The organism is Clostridioides sp. ZZV14-6153, assembly GCF_020657855.1.
In the GTDB taxonomy this organism is placed as follows: Bacteria; Bacillota; Clostridia; order Peptostreptococcales; family Peptostreptococcaceae; genus Clostridioides.
Window position 1 is genome coordinate 80564 of sequence record NZ_JAGWCZ010000003.1, and the last position, 20091, is coordinate 100654.

At 26.2% G+C, this 20091-nt stretch carries 22 protein-coding genes; 19 read left to right on the forward strand and 3 right to left on the reverse strand.

From position 1 onward, the window contains the following. Positions 1-236: 236 nt before the first annotated feature. The 5 genes from KGF46_RS05735 (at position 237) to KGF46_RS05755 (ending at position 5470) form a co-directional block, all read left to right on the forward strand. A complete protein-coding gene (locus KGF46_RS05735) occupies positions 237-581 on the forward strand; it encodes a replication/maintenance protein RepL (RefSeq protein ID WP_227840955.1) in 345 nt (114 codons plus the stop codon). A gap of 16 nt (positions 582-597) precedes the next feature. Further along, positions 598-1194 carry a hypothetical protein gene (locus KGF46_RS05740; protein WP_227827961.1) on the forward strand — a complete coding sequence of 199 codons (597 nt, stop codon included), beginning with the start codon at positions 598-600 and terminating at the stop codon, positions 1192-1194. Between the two features lie 36 nt (positions 1195-1230). Continuing rightward, complete coding sequence (gene clpB / locus KGF46_RS05745) at positions 1231-3825, forward strand: ATP-dependent chaperone ClpB (protein ID WP_227856362.1); 2595 nt, start codon at positions 1231-1233, stop codon at positions 3823-3825. A 293-nt stretch (positions 3826-4118) separates the two neighbouring features. Beyond that, positions 4119-4589, forward strand: coding sequence for a methylated-DNA--[protein]-cysteine S-methyltransferase (locus tag KGF46_RS05750; protein ID WP_227841616.1), 471 nt, complete (start codon positions 4119-4121; stop codon positions 4587-4589). Positions 4590-5329: 740 nt separating this feature from the next. Next, positions 5330-5470 carry a hypothetical protein gene (locus KGF46_RS05755; RefSeq protein ID WP_227435245.1) on the forward strand — a complete coding sequence of 47 codons (141 nt, stop codon included), beginning with the start codon at positions 5330-5332 and terminating at the stop codon, positions 5468-5470. Here the strand turns inward: KGF46_RS05755 and KGF46_RS05760 are convergent. Continuing rightward, the gene (locus KGF46_RS05760; RefSeq protein ID WP_227827964.1) at positions 5467-5838 is read right to left on the reverse strand and encodes a helix-turn-helix domain-containing protein; all 372 of its coding nucleotides are present in this window, start codon (positions 5836-5838) and stop codon (positions 5467-5469) included. The genes KGF46_RS05755 and KGF46_RS05760 overlap by 4 nt on opposite strands. Positions 5839-6489: 651 nt before the next feature. Here KGF46_RS05760 and KGF46_RS05765 point away from each other — a divergent pair. Beyond that, positions 6490-6747, forward strand: coding sequence for a hypothetical protein (locus tag KGF46_RS05765; RefSeq protein ID WP_227827965.1), 258 nt, complete (start codon positions 6490-6492; stop codon positions 6745-6747). A gap of 272 nt (positions 6748-7019) precedes the next feature. On the opposite strand, the gene KGF46_RS05770 is transcribed toward KGF46_RS05765, so the two are convergent. Continuing rightward, positions 7020-7697 (reverse strand): VanZ family protein, encoded by a 678-nt coding sequence (locus tag KGF46_RS05770; RefSeq protein WP_227827966.1) that lies wholly within the window; start codon positions 7695-7697, stop codon positions 7020-7022. 231 nt (positions 7698-7928) lie between these two features. Between KGF46_RS05770 and KGF46_RS05775 the strand changes: the two genes are divergently transcribed. The 6 genes from KGF46_RS05775 (at position 7929) to KGF46_RS05800 (ending at position 13457) form a co-directional block, all read left to right on the forward strand. Next, a complete protein-coding gene (locus KGF46_RS05775) occupies positions 7929-8228 on the forward strand; it encodes a hypothetical protein (RefSeq protein ID WP_227827967.1) in 300 nt (99 codons plus the stop codon). Positions 8229-8550: 322 nt separating this feature from the next. Further along, a complete protein-coding gene (locus KGF46_RS05780; RefSeq protein WP_227827968.1) occupies positions 8551-8796 on the forward strand; it encodes a DUF5071 domain-containing protein in 246 nt (81 codons plus the stop codon). A 221-nt stretch (positions 8797-9017) separates the two neighbouring features. Further along, on the forward strand, positions 9018-9695 hold the full coding sequence (locus KGF46_RS05785; protein WP_227850330.1) for a TVP38/TMEM64 family protein: 678 nt from the start codon (positions 9018-9020) through the stop codon (positions 9693-9695). Positions 9696-9851: 156 nt separating this feature from the next. Continuing rightward, positions 9852-11507, forward strand: a complete 1656-nt coding sequence (ilvD, locus tag KGF46_RS05790; RefSeq protein WP_227841621.1) for a dihydroxy-acid dehydratase — start codon at positions 9852-9854, stop codon at positions 11505-11507. A 358-nt stretch (positions 11508-11865) separates the two neighbouring features. Continuing rightward, a complete protein-coding gene (locus tag KGF46_RS05795; protein WP_227827971.1) occupies positions 11866-12804 on the forward strand; it encodes a S8 family peptidase in 939 nt (312 codons plus the stop codon). A gap of 224 nt (positions 12805-13028) precedes the next feature. Further along, a complete protein-coding gene (locus KGF46_RS05800; RefSeq protein WP_227827972.1) occupies positions 13029-13457 on the forward strand; it encodes a flavodoxin in 429 nt (142 codons plus the stop codon). Positions 13458-13670: 213 nt separating this feature from the next. On the opposite strand, the gene KGF46_RS05805 is transcribed toward KGF46_RS05800, so the two are convergent. Further along, positions 13671-14465, reverse strand: coding sequence for an HpcH/HpaI aldolase family protein (locus KGF46_RS05805; protein WP_227840964.1), 795 nt, complete (start codon positions 14463-14465; stop codon positions 13671-13673). A gap of 160 nt (positions 14466-14625) precedes the next feature. On the opposite strand from KGF46_RS05805, the gene KGF46_RS05810 reads away from it, so the two are divergent. The 7 genes from KGF46_RS05810 to KGF46_RS05835 all read left to right on the forward strand — a co-directional run bounded on the left by KGF46_RS05810 (position 14626) and on the right by KGF46_RS05835 (position 19848). Then, positions 14626-14994 carry a MerR family transcriptional regulator gene (locus tag KGF46_RS05810; RefSeq protein ID WP_227856361.1) on the forward strand — a complete coding sequence of 123 codons (369 nt, stop codon included), beginning with the start codon at positions 14626-14628 and terminating at the stop codon, positions 14992-14994. Positions 14995-15308: 314 nt separating this feature from the next. Then, on the forward strand, positions 15309-15671 hold the full coding sequence (locus KGF46_RS05815) for a metal-dependent transcriptional regulator (protein WP_227827975.1): 363 nt from the start codon (positions 15309-15311) through the stop codon (positions 15669-15671). 11 nt (positions 15672-15682) lie between these two features. Further along, positions 15683-17347 (forward strand): helix-turn-helix domain-containing protein, encoded by a 1665-nt coding sequence (locus KGF46_RS05820; protein ID WP_227861861.1) that lies wholly within the window; start codon positions 15683-15685, stop codon positions 17345-17347. A gap of 62 nt (positions 17348-17409) precedes the next feature. Continuing rightward, positions 17410-18162: a sulfite exporter TauE/SafE family protein gene (locus KGF46_RS05825; RefSeq protein WP_227827977.1), complete on the forward strand. Its 753-nt coding sequence runs from the start codon at positions 17410-17412 to the stop codon at positions 18160-18162. 368 nt (positions 18163-18530) lie between these two features. Continuing rightward, positions 18531-18665 carry a hypothetical protein gene (locus KGF46_RS19995; RefSeq protein WP_255287792.1) on the forward strand — a complete coding sequence of 45 codons (135 nt, stop codon included), beginning with the start codon at positions 18531-18533 and terminating at the stop codon, positions 18663-18665. A gap of 267 nt (positions 18666-18932) precedes the next feature. Continuing rightward, positions 18933-19226 carry an autorepressor SdpR family transcription factor gene (locus KGF46_RS05830; RefSeq protein WP_227827978.1) on the forward strand — a complete coding sequence of 98 codons (294 nt, stop codon included), beginning with the start codon at positions 18933-18935 and terminating at the stop codon, positions 19224-19226. Beyond that, the gene (locus tag KGF46_RS05835; protein ID WP_227827979.1) at positions 19207-19848 is read left to right on the forward strand and encodes an SdpI family protein; all 642 of its coding nucleotides are present in this window, start codon (positions 19207-19209) and stop codon (positions 19846-19848) included. Before KGF46_RS05830 ends, KGF46_RS05835 begins: the two co-directional genes overlap by 20 nt. Positions 19849-20091: the final 243 nt, after the last annotated feature.

Below are 20091 nucleotides of genomic sequence, written 5' to 3' on the forward strand. Positions count from 1 at the left end.
TCTTACCAATAAATTGAAAATGCTAATTTTAAGAAATAATAAAGTTTAGCTTCTGGCTAAATAAAAGTTTACTTTATAGATAAACTTTTGCTGTTTTTGTTTTTGACATACATATTTTTTTGTAATATATTTATATTATCAATTAGAGATAAGGAGAGTGAGAAGAGATATTTAATTTAGAGAAGGCATTAAAAAAAGATTTAAATCAAGAATATACAGAGAGTAGAAATTTGATTATGAACAAAAGTAAATATATGAATGTTTGCTTTAAAAATTATATCAAAGTGGCAGAAGGAATGTATACTAAGAGAGATTTAATTCCAATAAAATTAATAAATTCTATGGATAAAAATAATAAGATTAGAAAAACATTACATGAATTATCTTGTGAATTTGAATATCCAAAGACTTCCTTGTCTTCATTGTTTACAGAACTAAAAAAATTAGATTTTTTACAGAGAGTAAAAAATGGTGAGTATATGATAAATCCACATATAGCATATAAAGGAAATAGAGCTGATAAAGAAAGTTTATTAGAAGAATATAATCAGATAAAAAGACCTAATAAGGTTAGTAAATAAGGAAGAAGGTTTTTATATGAGTTTAAAACTTGATAGAAATGTTCTACAGTGGTTTGATTATGTATTTGAAAATGAAGAAACTAGTTTGAGACATTATAATTTTGAATGTACATTAAAAGAGATTAGCCCCACTAGTTTAAACAAAGTAGCATTTATATTAGAAAAAAATAATTCTGAATACTGGAAGTTGTATTTTGAAATACCAGCCGAAGTTACTTTGAAACTTAGACAAAACATTCATCCTTTATTTAGAGAGTATATATACGAACAAATATCACTGTATAACGATAATCAAATTTACAATTTTGTAAATTCAAATTTATTAAAAGTGTTTAATAATATTGCAATTTACCAATATAATCTTTTAGAAAATCTATATACTATTGATTTTAGAAAGAGTTTTATAGAGAAATGCCAGTATTTGTTAATAGGTGAAAAAAGACTTATAGATGAAGACTTATATCTAAAAGCAAAATCAAAAGAAGTGTTTGATTTTTTTAACTCAGATGGAACCTTTAATCTGACATTAAGTTTTGACATACAAAAAAATGAAAGTTTGCTTGATAGTCTTTTGGAGCTTAGAAAATCAATAATCATAAATGAGAGAATTTAATTTATTTGGATATAATATTAAAATGGAGGGATTTATATGGACGTAGAAAAAATGACTTTAAGAGTTCAAAAAAGTTTAAATGAGGCTTATAATGAAGCAGTAAAAAATCATAACCAACAAGTAGATGTAATTCATCTTTTTTCAGCACTTATTAATCAAGAAGATGGGTTAATACCAAATATAATAGAAAAGATGAATATATCAATAGATTCTTTAAGAAATACTGTAAACCTTGAAATGGATAAACTTCCAAAAGTATATGGAGAAGGAGCAGATTCACAAGGAGTGTCAGCTACTAGAAAAATAAATGAAGTACTTATAAAAGCAGAAAGTATTTCTAAAGAATTTAAAGATTCATATATAAGTGTTGAGCATGTTATGCTTGCAATGATGGAAACAGAATCAAAATCAGTTGTTGGTAAAATATTGAAACAATATAATATAAATAAAAATGACTTTTTAAACGTTTTATCACAAGTTAGAGGTAGTCAAAGGGTAGAAACGCAAGACCCAGAAGGAACATATGATGCGCTTGCTAGATATGGAACAAATTTAGTAGATTTAGCTAAAAAAAATAAGTTAGACCCTGTAATTGGAAGAGATGAAGAAATAAGAAGAATTATAAGAATTTTATCGAGAAGAACAAAAAATAACCCTGTATTAATTGGTGAACCAGGTGTAGGTAAAACTGCGATAGTTGAAGGCTTAGCAGAAAGAATAGTAAGAGGAGATGTACCAGAAGGATTAAAAGATAAAATAGTATTCTCTCTTGATATGGGTGCATTGATTGCTGGTGCAAAATATAGAGGAGAATTTGAAGAAAGATTAAAGGCTGTCTTAAAAGAAGTTCAAAGTTCTGATGGAAAAATCATATTATTTATAGATGAGATTCATACTATAGTTGGAGCTGGTAAAACAGAAGGATCAATGGATGCAGGTAACCTGATTAAGCCTATGCTTGCAAGAGGAGAGTTAAATTGTATTGGTGCAACTACTTTTGATGAATACAGAAAATATATAGAAAAAGATAAAGCACTTGAAAGACGTTTCCAACCTGTAATTGCAGAAGAACCTACTGTTGAAGATACAATATCTATACTTAGAGGACTTAAAGAACGATTTGAGATACATCATGGAGTAAGAATTCATGATAATGCTATTGTAGCAGCAGCAAAACTTTCTCATAGATATATACAAGATAGATTTTTACCAGATAAAGCAATAGATTTAATAGATGAAGCTGGAGCTATGATTCGTAGTGAAATAGATTCATTACCAACAGAATTAGATGTGGTTAGAAGAAAATTATTTACACTAGAAACTGAAAGAGAAGCTTTACTCAAAGAAAATGATGATAAGAGTAAGTCAAGACTAGAAGACATTCAAAAGGAAATAGCAGAGTTAAAATCTAAAAATGATGAAATGACTGCTAAATATGAAAAAGAGAAGAGTCAAATATTAGATATTAAAAATTTAAAATCTCAATTAGATGAAGCTAAAGGGAAAGCTGAAAAATATGAAAGAGAATATGATTTTAATAAAGCAGCGGAGGTTAAATATGGTGAAATACCTAAATTAGAAGAGCAAATAAAGAAATATGAGGAAAGTATGAATGATGGTTCTGAGAATTCACTTTTAAAAGAAGAAGTTACAGAAGAAGAAATATCTAATATTGTATCAAAGTGGACAGGTATACCAGTAACTAAATTAGTTGAAGGTGAAAGAGAAAAGCTACTTAAGCTAGAAGATGAACTTCATGAGAGAGTTATTGGACAGAATGAAGCAGTTACAGCAGTTTCAAATGCAGTAATACGTGCAAGAGCTGGTCTAAAAGATGAAAGAAAACCAATTGGTTCATTTATATTCTTAGGACCTACAGGAGTTGGAAAAACTGAACTTGCAAAAACTCTTGCTAGAAATTTATTTGATAGTGAAGATAATATAATTAGAATTGACATGTCTGAATATATGGAAAAACATGCTGTATCAAGATTAGTAGGACCTCCTCCAGGATATGTAGGATATGAAGAGGGGGGACAACTTACAGAAGCAGTTAGACGTGCACCTTATTCTGTAATATTATTTGATGAGATAGAAAAGGCACATGAAGATGTATTTAATATGTTTTTACAAATATTAGATGATGGTAGACTTACTGATAATAAAGGTAAGACTGTAGACTTCAAAAATACTCTTATAATAATGACCTCTAATATAGGAAGTAATTATTTATTAGAAGCAGGTGGAAACATAACAGATACTACTAACAGTCTTGTAATGAATGAGATGAAGCATCGATTTAAACCTGAATTTCTAAATAGAGTAGATGATATTATAATGTTTAAACCTTTAGACCAAGATAATATCAAGAAAATTATAGACATATTTATGGAAGATTTAAAAAATAGATTAAAAGAAAAAGATATTTCTATTGAAGTTACAGATTCAGCTAAAGATGTTATGGTGAGAGAAGGTTATGACCCTGTGTATGGTGCAAGACCTCTTAAGAGATATATAGGAAATACATTAGAAACTATAATTGCAAGAAAACTTATTGCTGGAGATATATATAATGGCTGTACTATAGTTATAGATGGGAAAAATGAAAATATTGAAGTTTTAGTTAAGTAATAAAAGTCAGTAGAGCAAAATGTGCGGTTTGATACATTATGCTCTACTGACTTTCTTGTTGATTAATTTTGATTAATTTTAATTAATTTATAGATTTATAGTTTTAAGAAGGAAAATATAATTATTTTTATTATTTATGTAATATAGGATTATTAATTGATTTTATATAAAATAACTATTTTTAAGAGTATTAAAGTTTTTTTTAATAAAAGTTGATAAAATATATGATATAAATAAGTAAAACTATTAATATAACTGAAGGTAAAAATAAATGTGGAAGGATATAGTATTTAATGAAAAATATATTTTACTATGAAACTAAAATTGGGAAGATAGGAATATCAGAAGAAAATAATTATATTACAGATTTATTCTTTGGTATGCAAGAATTATCTTGTGAAAAATACACAGTCAAAGAGACTGAAATTATAAAAGAAGCAAATAAACAGTTAAGTGAATATCTAAATGGTGATAGAAAAAAATTTGATTTGCCATTACATCCATCAGGAAGTGAGTTTAGTAAACAAGTGTGGAGTGAACTTTGTAAAATTCCATATGGAGAAACAAGAACTTATCTAGAATTAGCGAATACAATTAATAGATCTAAATCATATAGAGCAGTGGGATTAGCCAATAGTAAAAATCCTATCTCTATTTTTATACCTTGCCACAGGCTTATTGGTTCTAATGGAAGTTTGAGAGGTTATTTGGGCGGAATAAAAACAAAGGATTATTTATTAAAACTTGAAAGTGAAAATAAATAATAGAATTATATAGTAAGTACATATTGAAAAATAATACTTATAGTGAAAATTAACTTTATCTTCACTAATAATTAAGTTCCAATAATTAAATCATGAAAACTTAAACTCTCAATAATAAAAATGGTCTAAAGCTGAATAAATTTTACTACACAAATATAAATAGAATAACATAAATTTATTTGTTGAAAAGAAAAAGCAGCAGAGAATAATAGTGAATTTGATACTATTTACTGATGATTTTTAAGGAACTAAATAAAAGAGAAATACTATTTTGTGAGAGAATTTTGAAGCACAGACAGATAAATCTATTCGCCCCTTAGAAAGTAGATTTTAATTATGTTTATAAATGGCAAAAAAATACTGAAAATGATAGTTAGTAAACTATCATTTTCAGTATTTTTTATAATTTATCAAGTACTAAAAAGTAGATTAAATAAACATAAAAATTTATATATTTATACAAAATTTTATAATAAGAATTATCTTAAAAAATATATAAAAACATAAAAATTATACAAAATTCTACAATAATAGATTTTTTTGTTATAATTACGAGTTTTTTATTGCATCTCTAGAATAAAAGTATTATTATATAGTTAAGATAATTATCCAAGAAAATTTTGGATAATAGAAAAATATTTTATGAAATGGAAAAATTATAATTACATAATTTTTATTAAAAATTTGTTGGGAATCTTTGAACAAAATTAAGAACATAGGTTCGCTGGGGGATGGTGCATGTGGAAAAATCAAATACTACTATTATAAGAAAGGAAAAAATTAAAGACACAGGAATTAAATTAGATTTTTTATTGAGTGTAGATATTGATTTTTATGAACTGTTATTAGAAATCTTGGAAAAAGTAAAAGAAGAGAATTAGTTCTCTTCTTTTAAAAATCTCTTTATATAAGCATTATCAATCATTTTTTCTATAGCTTCTCTATCTTCTTCCTCAAGTGAATATATCTTTTCTAAAAGTTGTTTTGTTTTTTCACTAACTGATAAACTTTCTATTATTAATTTGTCTTCTCTATTTATTTTTGTATTTTCATTTATACCTAATAAATAATCTGTAGATGTCTTCAGTGCTTTTGCTAATCTTACTATTATTTCACTTTTAGGTTCTCGCAGATTATTTTCATAACGTGATAAACTAGCTTCAGTTATACCAACTTTAGTAGCAAGTTCCTTTTGATTTATATCCAACTCTTTTCTTAACTTTGCTATTCTATCTCCTAAACTTTCCATATGTACATCACTCCTTACCGAAATTATAAGTTATTTTACTAAAAAGTAAAATAAAATTACCAAAAATATATAAAAAAAGATAAAAGAGAAGAAAAAAGATTGATAATTACCGTTTGTATATATATAATATAAATTATACAAGTGGTAATTTATGGAGAGGTGATATGTTGGATACAAAAAATCAAAATTAAAAATGATGCTATTAAAAATAAATCAAAAAAGTAATAAAAATATTAAAAATAAATCTTATAATACATTTATTTGAAGGAAATATAAAACTAAGTTTATAAGAAAAGAGATGTGCACTTTGTAAAAATATTGAGTTTTGATATAAATGATTTAAGATGCAAATGATTTGAATAAAAATTTTTATTAATACAATTACCAAATGTATAAATCAACATGAGAAGGGTGGTAAGGATAAGTTTTACTAAGTGAAATAGATTATATAATGGTGTTGGAATAATTAACAGATGATTTATCATGGAAATAAAAAAGAGAACTAATTTAGTAAATATTTTAGAATTAAAGAAATTCACAAAAGAGAAAGATGATATATAAGTATGTAATGGTAAAAGTTTTAATTATGTCAAAATAGTATATAACAAGGAAATGATTTTAAAATAAATTAAATATATTGGAGAGGTTGAAATGATAATAATTAGAAGCCAGGATAAAACTAATTTAATGAAAGTTAGTAAAATTGAAATAAATGATAATCAAATATATGTAACCTTTGAAGATATGTATAATACTAGGAAGATAGGAGATTATGAAAGTAAAGAGAGAGCAATACAAGTATTAGATAAGATACAAAATTTTATTGAGAATGGTACTGAGTATGATTATATAACTGCTAATAAAGTTAGATGTAATGTAAATCGAATATTTCAAATGCCAATTAAGTAAGGCGATTATGTTAGGCTGTTAAGATTTGAAAAGTATTTTAATAATTTTGTTGAAGGTAATTATAATTAAAAGTTATAGATTATTTTAAATATTGTTTTTGCAACAATAAAATATAAAAGGGAAAATACGTATTATCAATAATATAAAAAGATTATTTTTAAATATATTATCTTTAAAGAATAAAATACCCCATTCTTAATGTAATAAGAAGGGGGATTTTATTTATACATAAATATTAAAATAAAATGTAAATTTAATATATATTAAACTATCTAATAAGGAATGATATAAAAATTATACAATAGAAATTCTCCTAAGACAGCTAATATTAAGTACATAATAGTTTCATTTTTAGGAAGATTAATAGCTTTTCTATTTGTATCATCATCAGCTTCAACAGCAATTTCATCTTTAACAGTTTGTTCATATCGATATGAAAAGAGAGTCTTTTTACTTATATAATTAAATAAATTATTTATACATATCCATATGAAATATCCCAAAATAGCACCTAGAGTATTCATCATCAAATCATCAATATCTGTAGCTCTATGATTGAATAATTGACAAATCTCAATTGCTAATGAAAAAACTAATCCAGTCCATAATATACTAATAAAATTTCTAAATCTTTCCCAAATCAAAGGAAGTAAAAATCCTAAAGGCATAAACATGATGATGTTTAGAATATAAGTTAAAGCACCACTTGAACTAAATGGAATTAAATTTATTTCATCTAGCCTAATAATTTCATCATATCTACCTATATCCCATATACTTCCAATACCTGCTTTGCTAAGTGCTAAGTAAATATAAAATAAAAAAACATAGACCCATATTAGATGTGTTATTAAACTCCTCTTTTCTTTTAAATTTACTTTTCTTATAACAATTATTTGGTATATTAAACAAGGTAATATTGCACAAAATAACGGATAAAGTGTCCACATAATTGTAATTTATCTCCCTTCAAAATTTATATTTTTAACCTCATAAATACTATCTTTATTGTAATCTTTAAAAATAAATTTTTCTTTAATAAAACCTTAAAAATTTATTAACTTATAAAATAGAATCTTCTACACCTAATATGTAAATATTTAAAAATTTTATCATATGTATAAATATTATAAATATATGGAAATAATAATAGTATATATTGGTAAAATAGGAGGAATTGTATGAAATGGATTAAATGGTATAGTATTACATGTATATGTATTTTTGCTCTTATAACTTTTTTTATGTTAATATTTCCAAATAAAGTAAGAATGCTTGATTCTTCATATGCATATAGTCTTATTGAAAAAAAAGTGCCAAATGGTGCTAGCTATCAAGGATACAAGAAGAATCAAATTGATGGTACTACTACAATTTATTATAATTATAATAATTCAACTCATGTAGTGAAATTATCACACCCTGAATATAATTCGAGAGAGATTAACTGGGATAAAGTTTCAAATATTATATTTGATTAACTTAAAATAACATTTATTATTTTGAAAATTTATTGTATATAAAAATAGGTCATTTTTATAATATAATAAAATGGATATGTTTAAGAAGATTTTAATTCTTTAAAATCTAGAAAGAATCATGGTCATACTACTATAAACTGTATATCTAGCAAAAGGCAAAGTGGTGCTTAGATTAATATCAGTACTTATATACAAGTATATTAAGTTATAATTTGTTTGACATTTATACATGTAGATATTAGAATCTAAACATAAACGATTTTTGTCTATTTAATTAGGGGAGATAAGAAAACTATTGTGTGTTGGATTGGAGAAATAGATTATGAAAAATGTCGAAGAACTACTTCCAAAAGATAAGTTTGATAACTGTAATATTGAAAAATTAAAATTATTATCTGATGAAGAGATAAAACCTATTTGCCCTAGGCTTTTAGAATGGATACAAGATTACAATTGGTCTGTTGCAAAAGATATATTGTCTGTATTGGCATTACATCAAGAAATTATTACTCCACTGATAATAGATATTCCTAAAAACATTCTCTTAACGGAATGTTTTTTTATTTAGCTTAATTGTGCAATTTGTTGATATTTCTTAGATTTTTTGTAATTAGTTAATAAAAAAATGTATTATAATAATATTATCGAAACTTGAAAATCTGACAAAGAGATAATATTATAAGAAGTGGTGAAGAAGTTATTTAGATGGAATAAAAATAAAGGGTTATTTATTAAAACTTGAAAAAGAAAATAAATAATAGCGATATACAATAAATACATATAGAAAGGATGATACTTATTATAAAAAAGAATTTGAAAGGAATTGTTACAGCACTTATCATTGTTATTTTTATACTCATTTATTATACATTTTTTAGAGATATTACAGCAGAGCAGATACGTCAATATGTGCAATCATATGGAAACTATGCACCCTTTGTATATATATTGATTTTCTCAATCTTACCAATTACTTTTTTTCCAGTTCCAGTCTTAGCATTGGCTGGAGGATTAGCATTTGGATTGTGGAAAGGAACACTTTATACTATAATAGGTGCAGGTATTAATAGTGCAATTATGTTTATGATGGCAAAGGTATTAGCTAAAGATACCATAACTAAGTTTTTAAAAAATAAATTATCACCATCTTTATGGGAACTTTTTATGGAGGCAGATGAGAAGAGAGGATTTTTTATTATATTTGTATTAAGATTGATACCAATTACTCCATATAATCTTATAAACTATGGAGCAGGACTTACTAACATAAAGTTTAGTAGTTATATACTTGCAACATTTATTGGTATTTTACCAGGAACATTAGTGTTCTTAAATATAGGAGATAAAGCTATTGATGTTACTAATCCTTCTTTTATAATTTCTATAGTGTTGTTGCTTTTATTAATAATAGCATCTTTAATATTGGCAAAAAAGATTTCTCCAACTAGTATATCCAAGAGAGAATAAGCATTTAATTTATTTGTGTAAGATATTAATATAAAATCGTAATAATTTTATATTAATATCTTTTAATATTTTTTGGATTTTTTGTAATTAATTGATATAAAAATATATTATAATAATATTATGAAAATTTTAAAAATATAAGAAAGAGGTAATACCATGAGAAGTGATATAAAAAAAGGAATAGAAGGAGCTCCAAAGAGAGCATTAATGTATGGAATGGGTCTTACTAGAGAAGAAATTGAAAGACCACTAATAGGTATAGTAAATGCACAAAATGAAGTGATTCCTGGTCATCTTCATCTTGATGAAATAGCAGAAGCAGCAAAAAATGGAGTGAGAATGAGTGGTGGATTACCATTAGAATTTCCAGCTATAGGAGTTTGTGATGGTATAGCTATGGGGCATGTTGGAATGAATTATTCACTTGCTTCAAGAGAATTAATAGCCGATTCTATAGAGGCAATGGCGATGGCACATGGTTTTGACGCTTTAGTACTTATACCTAATTGTGATAAAATAGTGCCAGGAATGTTAATGGCTGCTGCAAGACTTAATATACCAAGTGTTGTTGTAAGTGGAGGTCCTATGCTTCCAGGAAAAGCAAATGGAAAAGTATATGACTTTAACTCTGCAATGGAAGGTGTTGGAGCTTGTAAGGATGGAACAATGAGTGAAGAGGAACTAGAAGTGTTGGCAATGAATTCTTGTCCTGGTTGTGGTTCATGTTCTGGACTTTTTACAGCTAATAGTATGAATTGTTTAACAGAGGCACTAGGTATGGGTATTCCATATAATGGCACTGCTGCTTCACATTCAGGAGAAAGAAAAAGAATAGCAAAATATGCAGGTATGTATGTCATGGAACTTCTTAAGAATGATATAAAGCCTAGAGATATTTTGACAATAGATGCTTTTAAAAATGCAATAACTGTAGATATGGCAATGGCTGGTTCTACAAATACAGTGCTTCATTTACCTGCAATAGCCTATGAAGCAGGAATAGAACTTAATTTAGATTTATTTGATGAAATAAGTGAAAAAACTCCTTGTTTAACAAAATTAAGTCCAAGTGGTAAGCATCATATCGAAGATTTACATATGGCAGGCGGAATACCAGCTATAATGAATGAACTTTCAAAGATAAAAGGAATAAATTTAGATTGTAAAACAGTAACAGGCAAGACTATAGGAGAAAACATAAAAAATTGTGAGATAAAGAACGAAGAAGTAATACATACATTAGAAAATCCGTATAGCAGTCAAGGAGGCCTAGCAATTTTAAGAGGTAATCTTGCTACAAATGGAGCAGTTGTAAAAAAATCAGCAGTAGCAGAGGAAATGTTGGTTCATGAAGGTCCAGCAAGAGTTTTTAATTCAGAAGAAGAAGCTGTTAGTGCTATATTTGGCAAAAAAATAAATAAAGGTGATGTTATAGTTATAAGGTATGAAGGTCCAAAAGGAGGGCCAGGAATGAAAGAAATGTTATCTCCTACCTCAGCAGTTGCGGGAATGGGACTTGATAAGCATGTAGCACTTCTTACTGATGGTCGTTTTTCAGGAGCTACCAGAGGGGCATCTATAGGACATATTTCTCCAGAAGCTATGGAAGGTGGTTTAATAGGAATAGTTGAAGAAGGTGATATAATTTCTATAAATATAGCAGATAAAAAATTAGAATTAAAAGTAAGTGATGTAGAAATGGAAAAGAGAAAATCAAAATTTAAGCCTTTGGAACCAAAAATAAAGCATGGATATTTAAGTAGATATGCTAAACTGGTTACATCAGCAAATACAGGGGCAGTTTTGAAATAGTAAATATATTAAAAAAGTAGAGAATATTAAATACTAACAGGATATCTTAAAAGGTTTTTACCATAAATAAGATATCCTATTTTATTGTTTCAAACGTATAAAATATTTTGTATCTTATAAAAAAGTAAATTCTCTATGAAAGTAAATCTGCATATGTAAGCAAATCTTTATTTTGATATAGCACATAAATTTTATTTTGTAGACAATAAAATATGACTCCTAAAAATAAAAAACACATCATAAATATAAATAGATGAGTATAATCATGTAACTATAAATTAAATTATTAATTTATAGTTTATCATTTTAACTTGTTTATAATTTTTTATATGCAATAAAATTTTTAGGGGGATACATTATGAATAAAAAAATGAAGTTAATTCCATATGAGATAAATGAAAATCTAAGAGGAACAAAGAATAAATTTCCATATGGTATAAAACAAATGAATGCTAAAGGAATGTGGGAAGAGGGCTACACTGGTAAAAATGTTGTAGTTGGTATAATAGATACAGGTTGTGATACATCTCATCCTCTATTAAAAGGGAAAGTCATTGGAGGGGCAAATTTCAGTGATGATAGTAATGGAAATAAAAATATATATGAGGATTTTAATGGACATGGAACACATGTAGCAGGTATTATAGCAGCATCTAATTATAATAATGAAGTTATGGGAGTAGCACCAGATTGTAAATTATTAATAGCCAAAGCATTAAATAAAGATGGTATTGGGACGTATCAGAGTATAATTAATGCTATCAACTTTGCTGTAAGTAGCAAGGTGGATATTATATCTATGTCTCTAGGAGGGAATAAAGATGATAAAAATCTAAAAAATGCTGTTTTACAAGCAGTAAAAAATAATATTCCTGTAGTGTGTGCAGCTGGTAATAATGGAGATGGGGATTCTAGTACAAGTGAATATAGTTACCCAGCAAGTTATCCTGAAGTAATAGAAGTAGGTGCAATAAATGAAAACTATTTAGTTGAGAAATTTAGCAATTCAAATAGTACAATAGATTTAGTTGCACCAGGAAGAAATATTTTATCAACTTATATGGATAATAAGCTTGCTATTATGAGTGGTACTAGTATGAGTGCACCCTATGTAACAGGTTCAATGGCATTGATTAAAGAGTGGGCAAGAGAAGAATTTGAACGAAATTTTGATGAAGCTGAGTTGTATGCACAGTTAATAAAGTGTACAAGGGCACTTGGTTTGCCTAGAACAGAACAAGGAAATGGTTACCTATATTTAAATCTTTATAAATACAAGGGTAATACTAAAAGATAGTATTTGTTTGCTAATGAAAAATAAAGACTATGTATTTAATAGATAAATGATAAAAATTATTTAATGAGAAATATTATCGATAAATATTGATTTTTAAAACTACTCATGATATTATATATTTAGAAAAAATAAAGAGATTTCAAATAAAGAAATCTTTTATTTTTTAAATATTAGTTAGCTATAGCTAACTAATATATTAATTAAAAATATCATAGGAGGTAAAAATGAGTAAAATATATATTGTTTATTGGAGTGGAACAGGAAATACTGAAAAAATGGCAAATTTTGTAGCAGAAGGTGTAAAGTCAAAAGGTAAAACACCAGAGGTTTTAGATGTAAGTTTATTGAAACCAAGCGATTTAAAAGGAGAAAATAAATTTGCACTAGGTTGCCCATCTATGGGAGCAGAGCAATTAGAAGAAGGTTATATGGAACCATTTGTATCAGAATTAGAATCAATGGTATCAGGTAAACAAATTGGATTATTTGGTTCATATGGTTGGGGAAATTGTGAATGGATGAGAGATTGGGAAGAACGTATGCAAAATGCTGGTGCTACGATTATAGGTGGTGAAGGAATCACAGCAATGGAAGATCCAGATGGAGAGGCAGAGGCTAATTGTATTGAATTAGGTAAAATGTTGGCTGAATAAATTTGTATGCTATAAAAAGCTAATTTTTAAAAACTAATGATAATATTAGTATACATAAAGCTAAAAAATATTAATAGTATGACATATGTGATGAATATTCTATAAAAGAGAAAATAGTTAATGTTTTGACTTCAAGATATATTCAGTACTGCCGGATAATAATTTTTTATTTGTTATCTGGCAGTATGTTTATTGTACAAGAAATACAATTATTTAATGATGTTTTTCAACTGGTACAACTTCATCATAAAAAGACCATAATTGATTGATAGCAGAAGTGATAAAGGTTGTATCTTGTGCAAAGCAAAGCATATTTGCACCAATATTGACCCATGTTTCAACGCTTGTCTTTTCTATTGTTGGAAAGACGATAAAAGGCATTTTATATTTTTTACATATCTCAGCAGCATGAGTAATCATATTTTTTATTTCTGGTCTATCCATATCTCCAGCAAAGCCAAGATCTAAAGATAGGTCGCCAGGACCTAGTGCTATAATATCAACACCATCAACCTGAACTATATCTTCAAGATTGTCATAGCCTGATTTTTGCTCAATTAACATCATTTTCAATGTTTCTTTATCTGCGTTTTTAATATAGTCTAAATAATTCATACGCCCATAATAAGAAGCACGTTGAGGATTACATCCTCTTATACCTTTTGGTGGGTAGGTACAAACTGATACTGCTTTTTGTGCGTCTTGTACTGTATTAATAAATGGAAATCCTATGATATCTGTTCCCATATCCATTATGGCTCTAACAAGAGCAGGGTCACTATTTCCTAATCTAACTAAAGAAGCAGCACCGCCAGCATGTGCCGCTATCATATGTTGCTGAATGTCTTTACGGTCTAAGGCTCCATGTTCTCCCTCAATCCAGACAAAATCATATCCAGATAGCCCTACTAATTCACTTACAGCTGAATCAGACAGTGAAACTGCAATTCCACAAAGTACTTTTCCTGCATTTAAATTTTCTTTAATCATAGTTGCATATTTTTCCATTTATATCATCCTTTCTTTTACCAGTTGATTTTTACACTTCAAACTATACAACTTCAACCTAACTTGAAGTCAATACTTTTTTATTGACTACTGATTGACTATTATGAAAGGAATTTTTATAATGTTATTATTCATTTAAAATTTTATGGAGGTAAAGAACATGCAATATTCCATGACTGAGGTATCAAAAATAACCGGAATTTCTCCATCAGCAATCCGTTTTTATGAAGAAAAAGGCTTGCTACTTCCTATCAATAGAAAACCAAGTGGTGTTCGTTATTTTTTAGAAGAGGATATAGAACGCCTAGTCTTTATTATAGAACTTAAAAAGGCAGGCTTATCTATAAAGGATATATATGAATGCTTTCATTTCTGTGATATGGGAGATGATACAATAGATAAAAGAATTTGTCTATTTGAACAACATAAACAGAATATTCAAAATAAAATACATGTGTTGGAACATTGTATGGAGCAAATAGATGAAAAAGTAGCCTATCTAAATGAAAAAAAGGTAGTTAAGAAATAATTTTTTGTGTTCTTTTTATAACTTTGTTGTCTGTTTATGTATGTAAAGTCTTGCTTTTAATGCTTTTCTTACACTATGTATCAAAGTCTAAACTGGTTTTTATTTTGTCTGAGGTTTCTCTATGTAATAAAAAAGAAAATTATGATAAGATATATTAATGTAAGTGGTAAAAATATTTATGAGTATAAAAGTGAGTATTTTTTATTATATATATGAACAATCTAGATTATGATGTTAAAACATACAGTTATACTTTTTTAATTGGTATGATAAAAATATTAGAATTGAATTGTTATTGCTTGGGGGAAGTAGAAATGTATGAATCAAGAGAAAATTATTTAGAGACAATATTGATTTTGGAGAAGAAAAATGGAATTGTAAAGTCTATTGATATAGCAAAAGAACTAAATTATAGTAAAGCAAGTGTAAGTAGAGCTGTAGGGATTTTAAAGGAAAGTGGTCTCATTGTAATGAAGTTTGATGGTGAAATTATTTTAACTGAAAATGGTAGAAAAAAAGCAGAAGAAATTTATGAAAAACATATTTTAATTACTAGATTTCTAATAAATACATTGGGAGTTTCATTCAATATAGCTGAAAAAGATGCATGTAGAATAGAGCATGTTATAAGCAATGAGACGTTTGAAAGAATAAAAAAATATTTAGACAAAAACTAAGAGGTGAGCTTATGGAGTATTTTAGTGAGTCGAGTAAATATGAAGTGCAAAAATTTAATTGGGGAGAAGTTACATGGATACATGAGCCATCAAAAACACAATATAATAGACTTAGTGCTGGAGTTGTAAAATTTTTTCCAGGAAATTGTCAAGAAAAACATTTTCATTTAAGTGAAGAACAACTTTTATACGTGATTCAAGGAGAAGGAATACAAATAATTGATGGTAGAAAGATTAATATAAAGAAATCATCAATAATCTATTGCCCACCATATTCAGAACATGAAATTATAAATACTGGTAAAAATGATTTGATAATATTAATTGCCTATGTTCCCTATAAATTTTCAAGCTTAAAACAATTACCAATCATGTTTTCTGAGAATAATATACAAGAGTTAATTAATATAAATATAATTGAAAATATTGCAAATCAAATATCTAATATACTGAAGCTAAAAATATCTATTTATGATTCAAAACACGAAAAAATATTTGAAACTAATGGAGAAGTTAAGTTTTGCAATATTTGCAAAAACATAAGAACATGTAATAGAAAACTTAATAAAAATATAAATAACGATAATTTTACTAAAATATATAATTGTGATTATGATGTTTCTAGCCTAGAGATACCTATAGTATTAGAAGAAAATATAATTGGATATATAGAATGTGGAAATTTTATAATATATAAATCTATTGATATAGATAAAAAGTTATCGATATTATCAAATAACTCAAATATAGATATAAAATATATAAATAAAATTTACAGTGAAATCCCATTAAATCCTAAAAGTAGATTATATGTATTAAAAGAAAATTTACTAATGGTGACTGATTTTATTCAGGAAATAGCAAAAAGAACATTCTTTGAAAACCAACTTAGTATAAAAGATGAGGAAATATTAAAGAGTAGAAAGGAAAATATAAAACTTGAAGATGCACTTAAAAGGGCTAATTATAAGCTATTAGAAGAAAAGTGCATTATAAGTCCTGTAGGAATTAGTATACTTAATACTGACTGTGTAGAGTATCCTTATGAATTAGAATTTTCTCTTGAGAAAGAAATTAAAAATATGAATTTAGAAGGCATTTGTAAATTAATAGAGATAAATAAGAAAATACATAATAATATTAAAAGTATTATTCAAGAGGTGATACTTGTATTATCTAGAACAGTACTTAGAGATTTAGAAGATTTAAATCTTATCTATTACATAAAAAATAAATATACTAAAAAAATATCACTTGTAAGTAGTGATAAAGACTTATGGAATATATTACTTGAATTTTCTAAAGAATGTATTGACATTAATAGAGAATTTTGGAGAAAAGATAAAGTAAATTTAATTGAAAAGATAAACGAATATATACAAAAATATTATAAAGAAAATATAAATTTAAATAGCATATCTGAGATGTTTTTTATAAGTCCAAATTATTTAAGTTCTATTTTCAATGAAAAGAATAAAATTTCAATAACTGAGTATATAAATATTCTTAGAATAGAAGAATCTAAAAAATATTTAAAAAATGGGAATATGAGTATAGCTGATATTTGCAAGAAAGTAGGATTTAATAATAGCAGTTATTTTTCACAAATATTTAAAAAATTTAATAATAGCACTCCAAATGAATATAGAAAAAATATATTGGACAATAAAAATTAAGAAAGAATTGTATGAAGTATATATTGTAAAGGAGATTGAAATAGAATGTATGGAGGAATTTTATGTTTGTAATTATTTTTTTATGTATAGGGGGCTTTATAGCTGCTTTTGTAGATTCTATAGCAGGTGGAGGTGGACTTATCAGTATGCCTGTTCTTATGGCTATTGGAGTACCAATACATCTTGCTATTGGTACAAACAAATTTGCAGCATCAGCAGGTTGTATAAGTAGTGCTTATAGGTATGCAAAATCTGGCAAAACTAATAATGAACTCTTAAAAAAATTAGTTCCATTTACTATTATAGGCAGTATTTTAGGAGTAAAATGTGTATTATCAATAAATGAAAATATACTAAATGTTTTAGTTGTATTGATGATTTTAATAGTGGCAATTTATACTTTTGTTTCTAAAAATTTAGGTCAAGAAGACAGATTTGAAGGTATTAATAAGAAAAATTTGAGATTAGGAATGCTTATGGCATTTATAATGGGTTTCTATGATGGTTTTTTTGGGCCAGGAACAGGAACATTTTTAGCTTTTGGATTTATAAAAATATATGGATATGATTTCTTGCATGCTTCAGCAAATACAAAAATATTAAACTTGACAAGCAATGTAACTTCATTATTATTATTTATGATAAATGGTCAAGTATATTATAAAATTGCTGTGTTGTTTGCATTAGTAATGATAATAGGGGCTTATGTAGGTGCTAAAGTTGCAATAAAAAATGGTTCAAAAATGATAAAACCAATATTTTTAGTAATGGCATTATTTATGGTCACAAAGCTAATGTACCAAACATTGTTTTAATTGGATAGTTTTATCTTTTATAATTATTTGTATATTATATAAAAATCTACAACCACTGTAATTAGATTAGTTGTAGATTTTTTATATGATATTAACTATTAAAAACTTCAAGTATTTTGCAGTTTCTAAATGCTTATTAGAGTATATATCAGAATATATATTTCAAGTTATTTTAAGATTTTCATTAGGTCAATGTTGTATAAATATGAATATATACAAATTTTACAAAAATTCTAATTATCTTCTAATACAGTTCATATATAATACATATGGAAATTGTAATATTAGAATAGAAAAGTTATATAGTATAAAAATATAACTTTAATCTATGTATATGAAATATATAATAATTTGTAGGAGGAATATATATGAACATATCAAGAAGAGCTATGAAAATAATTGAACTGGCACAGAGAATTGCTAATAAAAGAGGTGTAACAGTACAAGAAGCTTGGAATGATGCCGTAAGAGAATACAGAGAAAAGTATGAATATGTTGCATAAATAGTGCACGTTATATTTTAAATATAAGAAAGTTTGTAAAATAAAAGGGCTTAGAGTTTTATTTCTAAGTCTTTTTATTTTTTTTGAAAGTAAAGTATTTAAATAAGAGTAATCTATGAGTGAGATTGCTTTATTTAAAACTAATTCTAAAAATTTATATAATAATTTCAATAACTATTTAGAAAAAAATCTAAATAGTTATTGAAATGAATAATTAATTATGTTATATTGTATTTAGATGAAATTCTAAATAGAGAGGTGATATTGTTGGGTTTTCCAGAAACGTTTAAGGCTCTTTCTGACCCTATAAGAAGAGAAATCTTACTTATGCTAAAGAGTAACAGGATGTCAGCAGGAGAAATTAGTGAAAAATTTAATATGACAAATGCCACAATCTCTTATCATCTATCACAATTAAAAAAGGCAGGGCTCATATTTGAAACCAAGTATAAAAACTTTATTTTCTACGAAATAAATACTTCAGTTTTTGAAGAAGTTATGCTTTGGTTTTCACAATTTATGGAGAAGGGAGAAAAAGATAATGAAAAAAATGATAAATAAACAATTTGTTTTATCAACTTTAGTATGTTTTATACCATTTATTGTATCAATTTATTTTTATAATAGATTACCAGATCAGGTTGCAATTCATTTTGACAACTATGGAAATCCAGATAATTATGCTCCAAAAGTTATAGCAGCTTTTGGTGTACCATTATTAATGCTATGTATTCATATATATACATGGTTTAGACTTGAAAATGAACCAAAGAAAATAGGATTTTCAAAAATACTTCAAAGTTTTTCAAAGTGGGGAGTTGCTATACTGTCAGTTATTTTACAAGTGATGATGATTATGTATTCAATAGGAATTACTTTAGAGACAAACTTTTATATAGGATTATTTTCAGGAATATTGATTTTCTTTATTGGAAACTATATTCCTAAATGTAAACAAAATTATACATTAGGAATAAAATTACCATGGACTCTTAATAATGAAGAAAATTGGAATAAAACACATCATTTAGCTGGGTGGATTTGGATTATTGGTGGAATATTGTTAATTATTAATGCATTTATTAATATTCCTTTTTATAATACTTTCATAATAATTATGATTGTAGTGATACCATTTATTTATTCTTATTTTATATATAAAAATTCAGCTAAAAATAATTAGGATAGTTATATATTTTTATAAAACTTAGTTAAATATTATATATTTCAGAGCTAAAACAGACAATTAAAAACTTATTAAGGTATTTATTTTAGCTCTGAAAATTAATTAATATTCAAAGTGAGAAATCATCATTGATTATATATTCTAAGGTCATTTGCAAATCAAGCTATGTGTTATAAATTGAAAATTCATATTTAATATTGAAAATACAAGTATGATGTGATAGTATAATCTATAAAAATT